Here is a 17,426-nt window from a genome sequence, read left to right on the forward strand (position 1 = left end):
GATCACCGCTGGGCGGCCGCCGCGTCGGCCTCCCGCTGCGCCCGGGCCAGCGCGCCCGGGACGCGGATGCGGCCCAGGTACATCTCGTCGAAGATCGGCGTCATCGCCTCCAGGGCGGCCGGGAATCCCGCGCCCCCGCCCGCCGCGATCTCCTTGTCGCGCAACACATCGAAGAACGGTGATACGTCGACCCCGTGCCGGGCCCAGTAGTCCCGGTATACCTGTTGTTCGGATATCACGGCCGGAATCGTCGCCCCGTCGATGCCGAGGTAGCGGTTGCCCGCCGCACTGCCCAGCCAGGCCAGCACCCGCCGCACCGCCGCGGGGTGCGGGGTGGCGGCATTGCCCGCGAGGCCGATGGCATTGTTGGCGCTCACCCGCCCGGCCGGGCCCTCGGGAATCATGGCCAATCCCCAGTGGAATCCGGCATTCTGGGCAATCGTGGCCAGATTGAAGGTGCCCGACTGGAACAGCGCCATCCGGCCCTGGAGGAAGGCGTTCTTGGCGAAGTCGCCGCTGGCGTCGGTGTCCGCGGCCGAGGGGGAGAGCCGGTCGGCGACCAGCCCCACCGTGTAGCCGAAGGCGTCCCGTCCCTGCGGGGAATCGAAGGCGAACCGGCCGTCGCGCTGGAGCTGCCCACCGGCCGAACCCAGATACGGCAGGGTGATGGATTGAAAGTCGTTGGCGGCGTTGTACGGCCACTCCGATGCCGGGGCCAACCGCCGCAGCAGCGGCCGGAAGGTATCCCGCGCCGGGTCGGGGCTCCAGCGCGCCGCCGTGACCTCGTCCGGGTCGACCCCGGCCTGTGCCAGCAGGTCCCGGTTGACGTAAACGGCCGTCCCGCCGTCCACGAATTGCGGTACCGCCCACAGCGTTCCGGCGCGTGTGTACTGGGTGACGGCCTGCGGGTCCCAGGCTCGGGCCGCCTGCGGTCCCAGTGCCGCACCGATATCCATCAGGTGCCCGCTGTCGGCGTAGTCCTCGTAGAGGTTGGTCCAGAACAGGTCGTCGGCGATCCCGCCCGCCACATCCAGCCGTAGCTTCTGCGCGTAGGAAGCCCACGGCACCAGCGTGATTCGCACCTCGACATCGGGATTGGCGCGCTGGAACTCGTCCAGCGAGGCCCGATACGCGGAGACGAAACTCTGATCCCAGATCCGCAGCCGCACCACCGTGCGCCCGCCGCTCGACACATCGCGACCCAGCCACAGGGCCGCGGCCACCAGCAGCACGGCGACCACGATCAGCCCGAGTACGGCCCGGGTCGAATCTTTGATCCGGATCCCTGTCATTTGATTCCCGTCACCGCGATGGAGGCCAGGACCTGCCGCTGGAACACCACGAACAACAGCACCAGTGGAGCGATCGCCAGCGTGGTGGCGGCCATGATCAGCGTCCACTGTGCGTTGTACTGGGTCTGCATACTTGCCGTGGCCACGGTCAGCACCTGCCATTTCGGGCCCGACGCGGCGACCAGCGGCCACATGAAGCTGTTCCACTGCGAGACCACGGTGATGACGGCGAGCGTGGCCAGGATCGGCTTGCTCATCGGGACCACGACGCTCACCAGGATGTCGAGGGTCGAGGCCCCGTCCATCCGTGCCGCGTCGATGAGCTCCCCCGGAATGGCCCGGAAGTACTGGCGCAGCAGGAAGATCGCGTACGGCGAGCCGAACAGGAACGGCAGCACCAGCGCCCAGAAACTGTTGAGCCAGCCCAGCTTCGCGAACATCAGGTACAGCGGCACCAGGGTGACCGCGCTGGGCACCATCATGGTCCCGAGATACACCCAGAACAGCACGTCACGACCGGGAAAACTGGTGCGCGCGAAGGCATATGCCGCCATGGTCGAGGTGACCAGCTGCCCGCAGGTGATGCAGACCGTCATCAGGGCGGTGACCGCGACCGCCCGCCCCAGCCCCTGGTCCAGCACCGTGCGGAAGTTGTCCAGCGTCGCGGGATGCGGTGTGGCCAGGGCGGATTCGCTCGCGAACTGCCTCGGCGTCTTGACCGCGGTCAGGGCGCTGAGCACCAGCGGAGCCACCGTCAGCAGCGCCCCGAGGATCAGCACCGCGTACGCCGCGGCGGCCCGGGCCGCTGTCCGTCGTTCAGTACTCATAACTGGTCCGATTCCGGAAGTATCGGTGCTGCACCACCGTGATCACGAACATGACCGCGAACACCACCACCGCCATGACCGCGGCCCGCCCCGGATGCGCGGCCTCGAAGGCTTCCGAATACATCCGCATGGCAACCACATCGGTGTGGTGGTCGGGCCCGCCCCGGGTGAGCGCGTACACCGCATCGAAGGTCTGGAAGACGCTCAGCACCCCGGTGACCAGTACGAAGAACATGGTCGGGCGCAGCAGCGGCAGGATCAGCCAGCGAATGCGCCGCCAGCCGGTGGCCCCGTCCAGCGCGCCCGCGTCCAGGATCTCCCCGGGTATGGCCCTGATCCCGGCCACGAAAAACAAGGCCACATAACCGACATTCATCCACACGATCACCGCGGCCACCGCCGGTAGCGCCAGCGTCGTCGAGCTCAGCCACTCCACCCGCCGTCCCAGCAGCGCGTTCAACGCCCCGCCCGTGGGTGCGAAGATCCACTGCCACACCACCCCCACCGCGACCGGCGCACACATCCACGGCAGCGCGTACACCACCCGCAGCACGGTCCCGCCCCGCCCGCGCCGCGCCAGCACGGCCGCCACCGCGAACCCCAGCGCCGTCTGCACCGGCACCACCAGCGCCGTCAACGCCAGCGTCACCAGCAGCGAATGCCCGAACTGCCGGTCCGCCAGCACCGACCGCCAGTTGCTCGCCCCGGTGAATTCGATGGGCCCCAGCAGATTCCAGCTGTGCACACTCAGCCACAACACGACCGCGATCGGCACCAGCAGGAAACACCCGACCCCGATCAGGCTCGGCAGCAGCAGCGCATAACCCACCGCCGCCTGTCTGCGCCGGGCCGAACCGCGGCGAACCGTCCGATCCATGATCAGCGACGCTACCGGCCCGCTCCCGGCGACCGCGCCCTCCCACGCCCGATCTGCCCGATATTGCCCTGTGCGCGATGCGATTTCGAGACGGCGTCCCACCCGGTGCCGGGCGGCGGCGCATGATAGTTTGTGCCGCGCTCGTTCATAGCTATGACGGCGAGGCTGGCCACGACAGTGCAGGGGACGGCGTCGATGAGAATCAAGCCACGGGAACAGATCCTCGGAGTCTGGCGGTCGCTGCTGACCGCCTGTTATCAGGATGGCGAGTGGTTGTGGGGCGGCCGCAACGGCTCCAACTCCATCAGCGACGCCGAACAGCTGCTGTGCCTGCTGTACCCGGCGACCGAGATCGACGGCTTCGGGCTGGAGCATCCCGACGAGATCGCCGACGACATCCGCGAGGTGCTCTCCCCTCTCGGCGACAATGGCCTGCGCATCGGCGAGCGCGTGGTCTGGCTGCTCGAGCAGTACATCGACCGCCACACCGACCGCGACCCCGACTCCACCGCCGCCCTGCCGAATTTCGCCGCGGGCAGCTACCTGGCCTCCTCCGACGGCGCCGAGCCGACCCCGGCGCAGCGCACGCTCGAGGTCGTCGACTCCTATTCCATGTCACTGACCCTGTGCCTGGCCGCGCTGAAATTCCTGCGCGGATTCAGCGGCCCGGTCGCCGAACTGGCCGTGGGCCGGCGGATCAAGCTCGCCGTGGATCTGGGCCCGCGCATCGAGGCGCTCGACGCGCTCATCAATGTCCGGCTCACCGCCGCCATGGTGGGCCTGATCCGCAGCTTCGTCGTGAATACGGTCTCGCCCAAATCCGCCGCCGGGCAGGCCATGCTGTCGATGCTCAACCAGACCGGCGGTTCCCCCGACGCGGTGGTGCACGCCGTGCAGCAGCGCCTGGACCGGGTGCGGATCCGGCTGCGCAACGACGCCACCCTCAGCCAGGTGGAGGGGGTCGACCTGGACAGCGGCGACATGCTGTTCGAATGTGGCTGGAGCTGGGCCATTGTGCGCAAGGCCGCGTCCATCGACTTCGTGGACATGCCCATCGCGGATCAGCCCGGTCACGCCGTCGCCCGGCCCTATCTGCACTTCACCGTGGTGGCGCTGGACGGCATCAACGACCTCACCTCGGTGCGCACCCGTGAACTCGACCTGCTCAACGGCGAGCAGCGCCGCCTAGCCGAGGCCCTGCAGCTGCGCTGGGATCTGGCCCAGCGCTACTGGGCGGCGGTGGCGCGCTTCGGCACCGGACGCTGGCCGCTCGAGGACATTCCGTGGCGTACCTCCGACGGCGAGGAATCGGACTACTTCAGTCTCATCGTCTCCGCGGTGCTCATGCAGGATCTGCTCAACCGCGAGGCCAATGACGACGATCTGGACCGCGCCGCAACGATTTTCGACGAGCTGGCCCGCCGCGGCCGCATCGTGCGCCGCTTCACCGCCGACGATCCGGCCCGCACCATGCACACGCCGGGCGTGAGTCTGCGCCTGCTGGGCAGTGAGGCGCTGGACGGCCCGCTGCTGCTGTGGACGGTATCCGATTACGCCACCGTCCTTTTGAAACGCACCCTGCAGGCCGCGCGGCTCTCCGGCACCATCGAGACCCGCGACCAGCTGATGACGCTGGCCCAGGCCACCATGGACCACCTCGACCTGCGCGCCTTCCGCGAAGGACCGGCCACCGGCCTGTGGGACGATCCCAGCCGCATCTTCGGCGGCCCCGAAAACCACCTGCCCTCCTGGTATCTCACCGAGCGCGTGGTCGAGTGCATGGTGACCGCCGCCCGCCTGTACCGGGAACCGCCGTTGCGGGCGCCGACCTCGGTGACCCGGGCCATGGAGCTGCTGACCGAGGCCGAACACCTGCTCAACCGGGAGATGCTGGAGCTGAGCGAGACCGACGTGTCGGCCGGCCGCACCGCCCTGGCCCTGGCCGAGCAGCGCCTGGAACGTGCCCGCACGCTCATCGACGAGCGCCCCGGCACCGCAGTCAGTCTCGCCTCGCAGGCCCTCTTGGAACTGGACGAGCTCGCCTACGCCCGGTTCGACGCTACCAGGAGCGTGTGACCGTGCTCGTGTTCTCCTCTTCGGACAAGGGCGGCACCGGCCGCTCGGTCACCAGCTGCAATATGGCCTACTGGCTGAGCATGAAGGGGTACAAGGTCGCCTATCTGGACTTCGATTTCGGATCCCCCACCGCGGGCGGCACTTTCGAGATCAGCCGGATCGACAACGGGGTCCGGGACGGGACCGGCCTGCACGCCTATCTGCTCGACGAGAACGGGACGCCCGCGCGGCTCAGCGTGCGCTCCGAGACCGACCGGATGGAACTGAGCCGGTCCCGGCATCCCTCCGGCCGCCTGGTGCTGTTCCCCGGCGATCTCGGCGGCTCCGAATTCACCACGCTCGACGAGCGCATGATCGATCGCTGCGCCGCGCTGTTCGCCACCTGCGAGCAGGAATTCAATGTCACCTTCGTCGATCTGAGCGCGGGCCGATCCATCGCCCTGGCCCTCGCGCTCAGCGCGACCCGGCACCCGCAGCTGTCCCGCGCGGTGTGCCGCTGGCTCATCTTCCACCGCTGGACCCGCCAGCACATCGCGGCCGCCCGCGGCCTGGTGCACGACGAGCACGGCGTGCTGGCCGTCGGCGAGGCCTGGGGACACGACCGGGCCGAGCTGCTTAATTCGCTGCGCTTCGTCCGCACCGCGGTGCCCGAACTCAACCTGACCGCCGGCCTCCGCCCAGCCCAGGCCGCCTGGCTGCAGGAACAACACAACACCCTGACCCGCGCGGCCAACCGGCACGGCATGGGCGAGAGCGGGATACTGGGCAAGATCCCGGTGGAACCGATGCTGCAGTGCCGGGAACAGGTGATCCTGGATGTGGATGTGGCCGCTCACGTCGCCAATGCCGAGACCGTGGACGCATTCCGCCTGCTCACCGAGAAACTCATGAACGACGCCGTCTGGGAACAGGTGGAGGTGCGCCGATGAGCTCCGCGACCGACTACAGCGAGGCGGGCGAACGCAATCGCGTGGCCGGCCAGCCGCTCTCGCATCTGTCCATCGAGGTCGGGCACTTCTATATGGACGAGCTGGTCGACGGCGTCGACCGGATCCACGCCCAGCTGCGCAAGGTGGCGCCCATCGTCCAGACCCAGATCGCCGCTGCCGAAGCGGAATTCGGGGCGGGCGCCCGGGTCAGCACCTGCTTCCTGGTCGACGACTACTTCTGGACCCGCACCGCCAACCGGCCGCGCGATGCCCGGCGCACCGCCGACCCGCGCCACGTGCTGGAGAAGCTGCTGGCCGCCGCGGAGGAATGCGGTGTGCGCATCGACTATCTGGCGCGCGAGGCGGGCTGCGCCGAGGTGCCGTCGTTCCAGGACGGTGAACCGGTCGGCGAGCCGGTGCGGCTGGCGGAGATGATGGCCGCCCGCATCGTCGCCGAACCCGAGCGCGACAGCACCGGCCGCCGCCCGCCCACCGTCGAGTCCGGCTGGCTCTGCAATGGCCGCCGATCCTCGGAATTCGATGCGGGACAGGCCATGCGCATCTCGCGGTATCGGCCGCCGGAGGAATTCGGCGCGCGCAATCACTCCATCTTCCTGGATGTGCAGCTGTGGAGCCGCCGCCTGGAGGAAGAGGGCGATCAGCAGGTGGAGCGCATGCTCTGGTCCTGCCCCTTCCTGGCCGCCATCTGGCAGTTGCTGCGGCTGGGCCTGATTCGCAACGAGGGCGCCATGGTGGCGGCCCCGGTGCCCTGGGAGGAGCCGTGGCCCAGCGACTGGTCCCGGCTGCCCGCGGTGGTGAAACTGAATCCGAAGGCCAAACCCTTCGCGGCCTATCGGGCGCTGTCGGTGCTGCCCTACAGCTATCTGGGCATCGAGCACGCTGTGCGGGTCATCCTCGACCACCTGCAACTCGATGACGATGTGCAGGCGAAGCTCGCCGAACGCGGTGCGGGCGAACGGATTCCGGTGCAGGTGCCGCGCCGGGCCACCCACCGGTTGAACCACATCTTCCTGGGTGACGTCTGAGGTGGCCGCCCGGTGAACGAGCCGCTGGTGCTGCTGGGGGAGGTACGCACGGCACTGCTGCCCAATGCGGGGGGACTGGCGGCGCGGGAGGCGACGGCGCTGCTGTCACTGCTGCCCGGGCAGCGGGTATTGATGCGGGAACGACCGCTGGCCCTGGCGATTTCGCCGGGTTCCGCCGTCGGGGTGGACTGCAAGCTGGCCACGGTGTCCGGATCGGACAGCCGCGCCATCGGGACGGTGGCGGCGCACGCGATCCTGGTGGGCGGCCGGGTGATGCAGAGTTCGGCCTGTTCCACGGTGGTGCGGACGGCCGACAAGAACCGGCGGCCCTGGTCGCACTACCTCGATCAGGTCGGGACGCTGGAGGTGTGGCACCGCATCGCCGACGACGCCGCGGCCGCGGTCGATCTCACCGAGGGGTTCCTGGAGGGCTCCGGCGCCACCACCCTGGACCTGGGCTCGGTCAGCGACCGGCTGCTCACCCGCGTGCGCACCGATCCCCGCCTGGATCAGGAGCCGCCGGTGCGCTCCAGCGCCACCCGGCTGCGCTGGGCCGCGCGGGTCGCGCCGCCGGTGGGCGGCGCCGTGCGCGGGCGCACCCTGTTCGCGTTCCGGCTCGAGGACGAGCACACCCGGTCGGTGCGGATCATGGTGCCGACCGCCCGGGATCTGGGTGCGGTGCAACGCTTCTGCGAGGACCTGGCCGTTCACGACTGGCTGCTGTCCACCCTGGGCGCGGCACTGTCCGAGGCGGATCGTCCCATGCCCGAACGCGATCCGTCCGCCGAGCTGGCGCCGCTGCTCGAACAGCTGGTGCACCTGTGGATGCCGGGCGCCCACACGCCGCCCCGGCTGCGCGAACTGTGGACGCGGCTGGAGTCCGATCCGGGCTTCACCCGGCAGTGGACCGCACAGGTCGGACATCTGCGCGACCGGCTGGCGGTGGCGACCCTGGCGGCGCTGCGCAGCGCCAAGATCAGCACCGTCCAGTGGTGACCAGCGGATCCGACCGGCGGCGCGACCGGATCAGAGCCGGAACCAGCGGCGCACCAGCAGCGCGAAGAACACCGACATGGTGACCGCGCCCAGATAGCTCTCGAGCACGAACACCGCGCGCCCGCCGACCCGCAGGTTGTCGGTATCCCCGACGCCCAGCGGATTCAGGTAGTTCATGAACACCTGGAACACGGTGATGGCCGGCGGCTGATCCGACCGCAACGTGACCGCCACCACGAAGACCAGCAGCTGGAACGCCACGAACCACAGCATGCGGAAGGGCCGGTATCCATAGCCGCAGATGAGATCCGGGACCAGGCCGCCGGCGCGCCGCCAGGCCGCCGGCTGCGCCAGCCGCCGCGCCCGGGCCAGGGCCAGGCCGCAGCGATCCTCGGCATCGGTGTCCTCGTCGATGCGGTAGAGACTCCCGGCCCGGCGGTAGGCCAGGGCGGCGTGCGCGGGCAGTCCGGCCTGCACCAGTGGGCGGCCCAGCCGCTCGTAGGCCTCGGCCAGCAGCCGATTCTGGGTGCGGCTCAGGCGCAGTGGCCCGCGGAACTCCACCTCCGCGGCGATCAGGGCCGCGAGCAGCTGGTTGACCGCCATCGGCTGCGGCGCCGTGGTGGCGGTGTGTTCGAGGACCGGCGCGTAGAGGTGGCCGAAGACGAGACTGTCACCGGCCCTGCGGATTCCGGGCGGATCGTAGGTCGCCACCACCGCCTCGGTGTGCCGGGTGAACAGGTCCAGCAGCGGCTGTTCGGTGGCGCGGCGGCGCAGGCCGTGCGGCTGCTCCAGGAATTCGGTGACGTTGTCGGCATAGGTGTCGGCGTGGCGCTCGATGCGCATGCTCATATCCGTCACGAACGGCGACGACGGTGCGCTTTTCTCGAGCATGATCAATGATAAATCCTGTGCACCAGCACATCTCGCGGCTCGTCTGCGCCGAAGTAGGTGGCCTCATGATCGGCCCACACGAAGCCGACCTCCTTGTAGAGGTGGTAGGCGACCCGATTGCCCGGTTTCACCGTGACGAAGACCTGTTCGGCGCGGGCCTGACGGCATTGGGCCAGAGCGGCTTCCAGCAGTGCCCGGCCGTGGCCGCGACCCCGGCATTCGGATGCCACCGCGAAGCCGAGAAACCAGGCCGTGCGCTCTCCATCGAGGGCGGTGAGCACGTAGCCGCAGAGCTCCCCCGCATCCTCAGCAACCGTCCAGTTTGCTCCGTGTAGCTCGAAGAGTTGCCGGAGTACGAAATACGGATACGCGAGATGCTCGAATTCGACCACCTCGAGTGCGCGGATCGCGTCCAGATCCGACAGTGACGCGATCCGGCACGCCGGATCGTCCGGCTGTTCGAAGGCCGACAACGGTGTTCCCCTCCACCCCGGGCACAAGTGCGATGGATTCCAGGGTAAGCGTCACACCGAATCTTGGGTGCGGTTCGGCCGCCCGCCGTCTGTGGAGCCGGCGGCCGAACCGCGCTGCAGCACGCGGTGGGGACTGCGCCACCGCTGCCCGGAGGTTAGGCGCGGGGCGCTCGAAAGCGCTGTGCGGCAGCGTTCATCGCGGCCTGGGGCCTTCCCCGGTACTCCCCGGGCCGCGAAATCCTGGTGTAGAACTGTGCCTTCTGGTGGCGGAGCTGTGCTGTCCGGGCGTCGAGCAGCAGCCACAGCATCCGGTGGACGAACCGGTCGTAGCCGGTCGGTACGGGATCGGGGCCGGCCTGGGCCGGTGCGGGGCCGGTCATGGCAGTGCCCGCTCGTCGAGCACGCACCGTCCCTCCTCGACCAGCGTTGCCCGTGCTCGTCGGCGTACCTTGCAGGTCTGCACCGTGCAATCGAGGTGCAATTGCATTGCGGCGTGCGCTTGTTCGATGGTCATCACACCCGGATCACGGCGGCAGCGCGACAGACCGGCAATGTGCATATTGAGGGACGACAGTTGCATGTCCAGACCACTCCTCGTTCCCGCTGGTTCCTGAAGTGCCCGGAGGTTCAGGAAAGGAAAGGGGCCTAGCTACACCGCTCCGGGCACATCTCCAGCACACCACGAGCAGACGCCAGGCGGGCGAATTTCGAGCAGGAGAACGCAAAATTGCGCGAATTCCCAGCAGTGAATCCACTTGGGGGAGGACGATTCTCCAAAGTGGACGAAGCCCTCGCCCGCCGTCGAGCCCCGATCCATGCCCGCGACCGCGAATGGAGCGTGTTGTGTCCGAAGGTCCCGCGTCATCCACCCTGCCCCGCCGTCAGCTCGGTCGCTATCTACGGGACTGGCGCATCCAGGCAGGATTGACCATCGCCGAAGCCGCCAAGCTGATGGAGTGGGGCGGCAGCACCTTGCAGCGGCTCGAGAAGGGCAACGCGGACCGCATCCGCACCATCGACATCCAGGAGCTGTGCCGCATCTACGGGATCCCCGCCGAAATCGCGGAGGGGCTCAAGGGTTTGGCGCAGCAGGCGGCGGTCAAGAGCTGGTGGCACTCCTACGGCGACCTGATTCCCGAGAACTTCGACGTCTACGTCGGCCTGGAGGCATCCGCGCAGCAGTTGTCCTGCTACCAATCGGAATTGGTGCCGGGCCTGCTGCAGACGGCCGAGTACGCAAGGGCCCTGAACCGGCTGGGATACCCGGAAGAGACTGTGGTGGAGGTGGATCGGCGCGTTCAGCTGCGTATGCAGCGACAGGCCATGATCACCCGCCGCATGCATCCGGCGACCATCGCCATGGTGTTGCACGAATCGGTATTGCGCCGCCTGGTGGGAGGTGCAAGGGTGATGGCGGCGCAAGTGCGACACTTGGCGGAACTGAGCACCCGGTCCAATGTCGCGCTGCGTATCCTGCCCTTCGCCGCCGGTGTCCCCCTGGGACTTTCGACCGGACCATTCGTGATTCTGGAATTCGGATGCGACAGCAAGGGGCAACCGGTGGAGCCCCCGGTGGTCTACGTGGAGGGGTTCACCGGCGATCTGTATCTCGAGAGACAGGGCGACGTTCAGCGTTATCGCCGGGCACAAACGGGCCTGGAACGCTGCGCGCTGGACGTTCAGGACAGCAGAAACCTGCTCCGGCAGGTGGCGAAGGAGTATTCGGCATGAGTGTGGATCTTTCCGGGGCCCGCTGGTTCAAGAGCAGCCGCAGCGGGGCCGGTAAGGAGTGCGTCGAAGTGGCGTTCCTGCCCGCGGGCCGAGTGGGCGTGCGGGACAGCAAGAATCCGCAGGGGCCGGCGCTGGTGTTCGGCGCGGCGGAATGGGGATCCTTCACCGCGGGCCTCGAAAACGGGGTCTTCGACCGGTGATTCGCTGAACGAGGGTTCACGGGCCCCGACCCGTGAACCCCCGGTATCAGAGGATTGCGACCACACCCATGGCGACGGCGGCGACCAGCACGCCGATCGCTACGGCGGGCATCAGTGCGCCGGTGAGTACGTATACGCCCATCGCCGATACCGCGAAGAGCATCCCTACGATCAGCCGTTCGACCCAGTCATCGGGACCCATTTTCCGGTACCGGGGACGTGCATTCTTGAGTCCTCGGTCCACGAATAGTTGGATACCCATGCTTAGCCGTCGCAAACATACTTCCGTTGCCAAACGGCAGCCGTTTCGTGATCAACAACCAGCTCGGCCGTCAGCGCCGGAAGAGCTTGTTTCCCAGCCAGACGATCGGGTCGTACTGCCTGTCCACCACGCGTTCCTTGAGCGGGATCAGCGCGTTATCGGTGATCTTGATGTGTTCCGGGCACACTTCCGTGCAGCACTTGGTGATGTTGCAGAAGCCCAGGCCCGCATCCTCTTGCGCCAGTTCCCGGCGGTCGGCCACATCCAAGGGATGCATTTCGAGTTCGGCAATACGCATCAGGTATCGCGGACCGGAGAATGCGTGCTTGTTGTCCTCGTGATCACGGACCACGTGACAGGTGTTCTGGCACAGGAAGCATTCGATGCACTTGCGGAATTCCTGCGACCGTTCCACATCGGTCTGCTGCATCCGGTACTCGCCCGGCTTCAGATCCACCGGCGGCGTGAAAGACGGTACTTCGCGGGCCTTCTGGTAGTTGAACGACACATCCGTGACCAGGTCGCGAATAACCGGGAAGGTGCGCATGGGCGTCACCGTCACCACTTCTTCCTGGGTGAACGTCGACATGCGGGTCATGCACAGCAGCCGCGGCCGCCCGTTCACCTCGGCCGAGCACGAACCGCACTTGCCCGCCTTGCAGTTCCAGCGCACCGCCAGATCCGGTGCCTGGGTGGCCTGCAGCCGGTGGATGATGTCGAGCACCACCTCGCCCTCGTTCACCTCGACGGTGAAGTCCTGCAGGCCGCCGCCCTCGGTGTCACCGCGCCACACCTTGAACTTCGCCTCGTAACCCATGGCTATTCCGCCTTTCCGGCGTCGTCCCGCAACTCTGCGAGATCGGCGGGGGTGTAGTACTTTTCGAGCTCCGCCAGGTCGAACAACCGGAGCAGATCCGTGCGCATGGGCACCTGGGCCTCGGGCGTGACGGTCACCGACGGCACCGAGAACCCGACCTCGTCCGGGTCGATGGTGCAGACCAGCAGCTTGTTGCGCCACACCGGATCCATGCCCGGGTGGTCGTCGCGGGTGTGGCCGCCGCGGCTCTCGGTGCGCAGCAGTGCGGCCTGGGCGACGCATTCGCTGATGAGCAGCATGTTGCGCATGTCCAGGGCCAGATGCCAGCCCGGATTGAACTGCCGGTGCCCCTCCACGGTGACGTGGTCGTAGCGGTCGCGCAGCTCGGAGAGATGCTCGACGGCCTGCTTCAGTTCGTGTTCCTTGCGGATGATGCCGACCAGATCGTTCATCGTCTGCTGCAGGTCCATGTGCAGTGTGTACGGGTTCTCGCCCGGGCCGCCCTCGGCGGGCGGATCGAACGGCGTCACAGCCGATTTCGCGGCCGCGGCGATATCGGTGTCGGCGATCTTGGGCCGTGCGGCCAGCTGCTCGACATAGGTGGCCGCGCCCAATCCGGCGCGCCGGCCGAAGACCAGCAGGTCCGACAGCGAGTTGCCGCCCAGCCGGTTGGAGCCGTGCAGGCCGCCGGCGCATTCGCCGGCCGCGAACAGGCCGGGCACCGTGGCCGCCTGGGTGTCCGGATCGACCTCGATGCCGCCCATCACGTAGTGGCAGGTCGGCCCGACCTCCATCGGCTCCTTCGTAATGTCCACGTCCGCCAGCTCTTTGAACTGGTGGTGCATGGACGGCAGCCGCTTGACGATCTGGTCGGCGGGCAGGCGGGAGGAGATATCCAGATAGACGCCGCCGTGCGGGGTGCCGCGCCCGGCCTTCACCTCTTCGTTGATGGCCCGCGCGACCTCGTCACGCGGCAGCAGATCCGGTGTGCGCCGGGCGGAATCGTTGTCCTTCAGCCACTGGTCCGCCTCCTCGATGGTTTCGGCGTACTGGCCCTTGAACACCGGCGGGATGTAATCGAACATGAACCGCTTGCCCTCGGAGTTCTGGAGCACCCCGCCGTCACCGCGCACGCCCTCGGTGACCAGGATGCCCTTCACCGACGGCGGCCAGACCATGCCGGTCGGATGGAACTGCAGGAACTCCATATTGATCAGCGACGCCCCGGCCCGCAGCGCGAGCGCGTGCCCGTCGCCGGTGTACTCCCAGGAGTTCGAGGTCACCTTGTACGACTTGCCGACGCCACCGGTGGCGATCACCACCGCGGGCGTCTCGAACAGAATGAAGCGCCCGGACTCCCGCCAGTACCCGAAGGCCCCGGCGATCCGGTCGCCGTCCTTGAGCAGCTCGGTGATGGTGCATTCGGCGAAGATCTTGATGCGCGCCTCGTAGTCACCGGTCTGCGCGTAATCCTCCTGCTGCAGCGAGACGATCTTCTGCTGCATGGTGCGGATGATCTCGAGCCCGGTGCGGTCGCCGACGTGCGCCAGCCGCGGATAGGTGTGGCCGCCGAAGTTGCGCTGGCTGATCCGGCCGTCCTTGGTCCGATCGAACAGCGCCCCATAGGTTTCCAGCTCCCACACCCGGTCGGGAGCTTCCTGGGCGTGCAGTTCGGCCATGCGCCAGTTGTTGAGGAACTTGCCCCCGCGCATGGTGTCCTTGAAATGGGTCTGCCAGTTGTCCTTCTCATTGGCATTGCCCATGGCGGCCGCGCAGCCGCCCTCGGCCATGACGGTGTGCGCCTTGCCGAACAGGGACTTGCAGACCACCGCCACGGACAGCCCGTGCTCACGGGCCTCGATGACCGCACGCAGGCCGGCACCGCCGGCACCGATCACGACGACGTCGTACTTGTGCCGCTCGACTTCAGGCATGGAACCGAATACTCCTGGGAGACAGAGGAATAGAGGACTGTCAGCCGATGAGGCGAGGATCGGAGATGGTTCCGCTCGCCACCAGCATGACGTAGAAATCGGTGAGGACCAGCGTGCCCAGCGTGGTCCAGGCCAGCTGCATGTGCCGGGTGTTCAGCTTCGACACCACGGTCCAGAAGCGGTAGCGCACGGGGTGCTGCGAGAAGTGCTTGAGCCGGCCGCCCGCGATGTGGCGGCAGGAGTGGCACGACAGCGTGTACGCCCACAGCAGCAGCGCGTTGCCGGTGATGATCAGCGTCCCCAGGCCGATGCCGAAGCCGCCGCCCTTGGCGTGGAAGGAGATCACCGCGTCATAGGTGTTGATCACCGAGATGATGATCGCGACGTAGAAGAAGTAGCGGTGCGCGTTCTGGATGATCAGCGGAAGCCGCGTCTCCCCCGAGTATTTCGCGTGCGGCTCGGCCACCGCGCAGGCCGGCGGCGACATCCACACCGACCGGTAGTAGGCCTTGCGGTAGTAGTAGCAGGTGAGCCGGAACAGCAGCAGGAACGGCAGCACCAGGAAGCCCAGCGGAATCCACATTGGCAGGTGGCCGACCGGCGTGCCGAAATGACTGGAGCCCTCGACGCACGAGGCGCTCAGGCAGGGCGAATAGAACGGTGTCAGATAGTGGAAGTCGGGCACCCAATACGCGCTGCGCACAAAGGATCTGATGGTCGCGTAGATGACGAAGGCCGCGAGCCCCAGCACCGTCGCGGCCGGCGGCACCCACCACCGGTCGGTGCGGAGCGTGCGTGCCGAAATGGCAGCCCGTCCCCTACTGAAAACCCCGGTAGTGCTCGATTCAGAAGCCTTGACTGGTGCGGCGCTCACTGCTGGATGCCTCGCTGCTCTACCCCGTGGAACGTCATCGTTACCTCCGGCATCGAATGTGATGGTGAGCACCTTACGACAGTGTCGCTATCACTCGAGCTCGCAACAGCTATTTCGTGATCCCGTGATTTGCGCCACATTTCCTGTGGCCGTCAGTGATTCGTTTGCTTGGTGAACAAACGGCAATCTCGCGAACTCGCCGGGCTGTCAGAGTGTTTCGGATTCCGGCCCGCGCGCAGGTCGGGCGGCTCGTCCGCAGCGGTTACCGGCCGTCATATGACAGCAACAACGGTGTGGTGGCCTGTCGGTCTGCTGAGGGTTCGAAGGGAGTCGGTAATGAGACGCGCCGCCATCGTCATGCCGATGCGCACGCCCGTGGGTCTGCCCGGCGGAGCACTCGCCGCGGTGCCGCCGAACCGGCTGGCCGGCACTGTCATCGCGGCGGTGCTCGGGCGCTCGGGCATCGATCCCGCGCGGGTCGAACAGCTGGTCACCGCCGTCCCCGATGCCGAGGCCATCCGCTCGGCCCTGCCGCAGTGCGGACTGTCGCCGGAGCTGGGTGACTTCGCCCTGGGCGAGGGTCCCGGCAGCGGACTGCGCGCCCTGATCACCGCCGCCATGATGGTGCGCACCGGCGCGGCCGACGTGGTGCTGGCGGTGGGCGCCGAATGCTCCAGCGCCGCAGGGGGATTCGACGCGCAATCCGCCAGCGTCCCGCCGCTGCCCGGCATCCGCCCGGGGCCCGCGGCCGATGACGGACCCACCACCGACCAGCAGATCGCGATCTGGTCCGCCGAACCTGAACGCGGACAAGCGGATTCGGACCGCGCCGAACAGCTGGCCCGCGCCCACGAGCTGGGCCGGGCCGCGGCCGACGACTTCGCCGCGGTCAGTCACCGCCGTGCCGCCCGCGCCCATCGCCAGGGTGTGTTCGGTGCGGAGACCGCGCCCGTGGTGGTGTGCGCGCGCCCGGACGATCCCAATTCCGAGGTGGTGCGCCTGGTCGACCGCGACGAGGGGTTGCGCGATGATGTCTCACACCGCGCCTTCGCGGCGCTGTCCCCCTTCCGGCCCGATGGCGTGACCACGGCCGGAAACAGCAGCAGCCGCGGCCTGGCCGCCGCGGCCTGCCTGGTGGTGGCAGAGGACCGGCTGGTGGATCTCGGCCTGGAGCCGATGGGCTACCTGCTCGACTGGGTCAGCACCACCGCTCCCCTCGGCGTCCCGGTGCCGGCCGCCACCTCCGCGGTCGCGAAAGCGCTGTGGCGCGCCGGTTTCGAACTGTCGGACCTGGAGCTGCTGGAGGTGGAGGAGACCTCCGCCGTCGAGGTGCTGGCGCTGGCCCGCACCCTGGGCCTCGAGGACGACACCGCGGAGCGCCTGAATGTGCACGGCGGCGCGATCGCCCTCGGTGATCCGGGCGGCGCGGCGGGTCTGCGCATGGTCACCACCATGCTGCACGAACTGGCCCGCCGCGACGGCGGTCTCGGCCTGGCCGTGACCCCGGTCGGCCCCGGCAGCGCCCTGGCCGCGATCTTCGAATCCCCCGATCTGGAACCGGTTTCGCAGGCCCCGCGCGGCGCCCGCTTCCGCGGCGTCGGCGGCCGGCGCTCCGGCCGGGGCCGGCACCGCCACTGAGGACTGGTCCACCGCCACCGAGGACTAGTCGCGCGGGCGGAGCCGGACGACCGCCGTGCCCCGGGCGAAGGCGGCCGCCAGCTCCGCGCGGTTGACGCTGCCGTCCGAATTCAGGCTGATGCCAGCGTATTTCCCGTGGGTCGGGTTCTGCTCGAGGATGATCCGATACGGCTCGGCCGCCGCGTCCACGTCGGTGACGACCTCCCAGTCGGCGTCGATCTCCCGGCGCCGCAGGCCGATTCGCACCGGCTCGCCGGCGCGCAGGTTGTGCCGCCACTTGGCCGCGGTGCCGATCAGCAGCGTGCCGTCGTGTTCGGCGTAGGCGACGGGGTGCTCGTACACCCGCCCGCTCTTGCGGCCGACCACGGTGACGATGAGCAGTTTCCCGCTGACCACCCGGTGCAGCGGTGAGCGCAGGACCCGGCGCATGACGGCGTTGAGCCGCTCCTGTTTGCGGGTGGCGGCCGGGTTCGGGGTTGTCGTTGCTGGCTGGGACATCGGTGCGTCCTCCGGTTCCCCATTTACTGAGTGACTACTCAGAAAATACGACCAGATGCGGCATA

The 17,426-nt window shown here is 68.2% G+C and carries 19 protein-coding genes; 7 read left to right on the forward strand and 12 right to left on the reverse strand.

Annotated elements, in window-relative coordinates:
* Positions 1–2: 2 nt before the first annotated feature.
* Genes ACFXN1_RS30970 through ACFXN1_RS30980 form a run of 3 tightly spaced genes read right to left on the reverse strand, consistent with a single transcriptional unit; the run spans position 3 to position 2,996 of the window.
* Positions 3–1,292 carry an extracellular solute-binding protein gene (locus tag ACFXN1_RS30970; protein ID WP_379435926.1) on the reverse strand — a complete coding sequence of 430 codons (1,290 nt, stop codon included), beginning with the start codon at positions 1,290–1,292 and terminating at the stop codon, positions 3–5.
* Positions 1,289–2,119 (reverse strand): carbohydrate ABC transporter permease, encoded by an 831-nt coding sequence (locus ACFXN1_RS30975; protein WP_379435927.1) that lies wholly within the window; start codon positions 2,117–2,119, stop codon positions 1,289–1,291. Before ACFXN1_RS30975 ends, ACFXN1_RS30970 begins: the two co-directional genes overlap by 4 nt.
* Positions 2,109–2,996 carry a carbohydrate ABC transporter permease gene (locus ACFXN1_RS30980; RefSeq protein WP_379435929.1) on the reverse strand — a complete coding sequence of 296 codons (888 nt, stop codon included), beginning with the start codon at positions 2,994–2,996 and terminating at the stop codon, positions 2,109–2,111. Before ACFXN1_RS30980 ends, ACFXN1_RS30975 begins: the two co-directional genes overlap by 11 nt.
* Positions 2,997–3,191: 195 nt before the next feature.
* Between ACFXN1_RS30980 and ACFXN1_RS30985 the strand changes: the two genes are divergently transcribed.
* From ACFXN1_RS30985 to ACFXN1_RS31000, 4 genes are read left to right on the forward strand one after another with little or no spacing between them, the layout of a single operon-like run.
* Positions 3,192–5,072 (forward strand): SCO2524 family protein, encoded by a 1,881-nt coding sequence (locus tag ACFXN1_RS30985; RefSeq protein ID WP_379435930.1) that lies wholly within the window; start codon positions 3,192–3,194, stop codon positions 5,070–5,072.
* Entirely contained in the window at positions 5,069–6,001 is a 933-nt protein-coding gene (locus ACFXN1_RS30990) for an SCO2523 family variant P-loop protein (RefSeq protein WP_356996061.1), read from the forward strand. The genes ACFXN1_RS30985 and ACFXN1_RS30990 overlap by 4 nt, the downstream gene beginning before the upstream one ends.
* On the forward strand, positions 5,998–7,047 hold the full coding sequence (locus tag ACFXN1_RS30995; RefSeq protein ID WP_379400726.1) for an SCO2522 family protein: 1,050 nt from the start codon (positions 5,998–6,000) through the stop codon (positions 7,045–7,047). The genes ACFXN1_RS30990 and ACFXN1_RS30995 overlap by 4 nt, the downstream gene beginning before the upstream one ends.
* 12 nt (positions 7,048–7,059) lie before the next feature.
* A complete protein-coding gene (locus tag ACFXN1_RS31000; protein WP_379400725.1) occupies positions 7,060–8,043 on the forward strand; it encodes an SCO2521 family protein in 984 nt (327 codons plus the stop codon).
* 30 nt (positions 8,044–8,073) lie between these two features.
* Here ACFXN1_RS31000 and ACFXN1_RS31005 read toward each other — a convergent pair whose 3' ends face one another.
* From ACFXN1_RS31005 to ACFXN1_RS31020, 4 genes are all read right to left on the reverse strand, one after another.
* Positions 8,074–8,934 carry a hypothetical protein gene (locus ACFXN1_RS31005; protein WP_379435932.1) on the reverse strand — a complete coding sequence of 287 codons (861 nt, stop codon included), beginning with the start codon at positions 8,932–8,934 and terminating at the stop codon, positions 8,074–8,076.
* A 2-nt stretch (positions 8,935–8,936) separates the two neighbouring features.
* Positions 8,937–9,407, reverse strand: a complete 471-nt coding sequence (locus ACFXN1_RS31010; RefSeq protein ID WP_379400723.1) for a GNAT family N-acetyltransferase — start codon at positions 9,405–9,407, stop codon at positions 8,937–8,939.
* Between the two features lie 155 nt (positions 9,408–9,562).
* Positions 9,563–9,814 (reverse strand): hypothetical protein, encoded by a 252-nt coding sequence (locus ACFXN1_RS31015; RefSeq protein WP_379400722.1) that lies wholly within the window; start codon positions 9,812–9,814, stop codon positions 9,563–9,565.
* Entirely contained in the window at positions 9,784–9,987 is a 204-nt protein-coding gene (locus tag ACFXN1_RS31020; protein WP_379435933.1) for a hypothetical protein, read from the reverse strand. The genes ACFXN1_RS31015 and ACFXN1_RS31020 overlap by 31 nt, the downstream gene beginning before the upstream one ends.
* Positions 9,988–10,250: 263 nt before the next feature.
* Between ACFXN1_RS31020 and ACFXN1_RS31025 the strand changes: the two genes are divergently transcribed.
* Both ACFXN1_RS31025 and ACFXN1_RS31030 read left to right on the forward strand, forming a co-directional pair.
* The gene (locus ACFXN1_RS31025) at positions 10,251–11,138 is read left to right on the forward strand and encodes a helix-turn-helix domain-containing protein (protein WP_379435935.1); all 888 of its coding nucleotides are present in this window, start codon (positions 10,251–10,253) and stop codon (positions 11,136–11,138) included.
* Positions 11,135–11,338: a DUF397 domain-containing protein gene (locus ACFXN1_RS31030; RefSeq protein WP_354840899.1), complete on the forward strand. Its 204-nt coding sequence runs from the start codon at positions 11,135–11,137 to the stop codon at positions 11,336–11,338. Before ACFXN1_RS31025 ends, ACFXN1_RS31030 begins: the two co-directional genes overlap by 4 nt.
* 46 nt (positions 11,339–11,384) lie before the next feature.
* Here ACFXN1_RS31030 and ACFXN1_RS31035 read toward each other — a convergent pair whose 3' ends face one another.
* From ACFXN1_RS31035 to ACFXN1_RS31050, 4 genes are all read right to left on the reverse strand, one after another.
* Entirely contained in the window at positions 11,385–11,540 is a 156-nt protein-coding gene (locus ACFXN1_RS31035) for a hypothetical protein (protein WP_354840902.1), read from the reverse strand.
* Positions 11,541–11,670: 130 nt separating this feature from the next.
* Entirely contained in the window at positions 11,671–12,417 is a 747-nt protein-coding gene (locus ACFXN1_RS31040) for a succinate dehydrogenase/fumarate reductase iron-sulfur subunit (protein ID WP_379384410.1), read from the reverse strand.
* 2 nt (positions 12,418–12,419) lie between these two features.
* Positions 12,420–14,351, reverse strand: coding sequence for a fumarate reductase/succinate dehydrogenase flavoprotein subunit (locus ACFXN1_RS31045; protein WP_379435936.1), 1,932 nt, complete (start codon positions 14,349–14,351; stop codon positions 12,420–12,422).
* 40 nt (positions 14,352–14,391) lie between these two features.
* Positions 14,392–15,225, reverse strand: coding sequence for a hypothetical protein (locus tag ACFXN1_RS31050; RefSeq protein WP_379400718.1), 834 nt, complete (start codon positions 15,223–15,225; stop codon positions 14,392–14,394).
* Positions 15,226–15,561: 336 nt separating this feature from the next.
* On the opposite strand from ACFXN1_RS31050, the gene ACFXN1_RS31055 reads away from it, so the two are divergent.
* On the forward strand, positions 15,562–16,863 hold the full coding sequence (locus tag ACFXN1_RS31055) for an acetyl-CoA acetyltransferase (RefSeq protein ID WP_379435937.1): 1,302 nt from the start codon (positions 15,562–15,564) through the stop codon (positions 16,861–16,863).
* A gap of 24 nt (positions 16,864–16,887) precedes the next feature.
* Here ACFXN1_RS31055 and ACFXN1_RS31060 read toward each other — a convergent pair whose 3' ends face one another.
* A complete protein-coding gene (locus ACFXN1_RS31060; protein ID WP_379400715.1) occupies positions 16,888–17,361 on the reverse strand; it encodes a nitroreductase/quinone reductase family protein in 474 nt (157 codons plus the stop codon).
* Positions 17,362–17,426 lie beyond the last annotated feature (65 nt).

The organism is Nocardia sp. NPDC059154, assembly GCF_042755705.1.
Lineage (GTDB): Bacteria > Actinomycetota > Actinomycetes > Mycobacteriales > Mycobacteriaceae > Nocardia.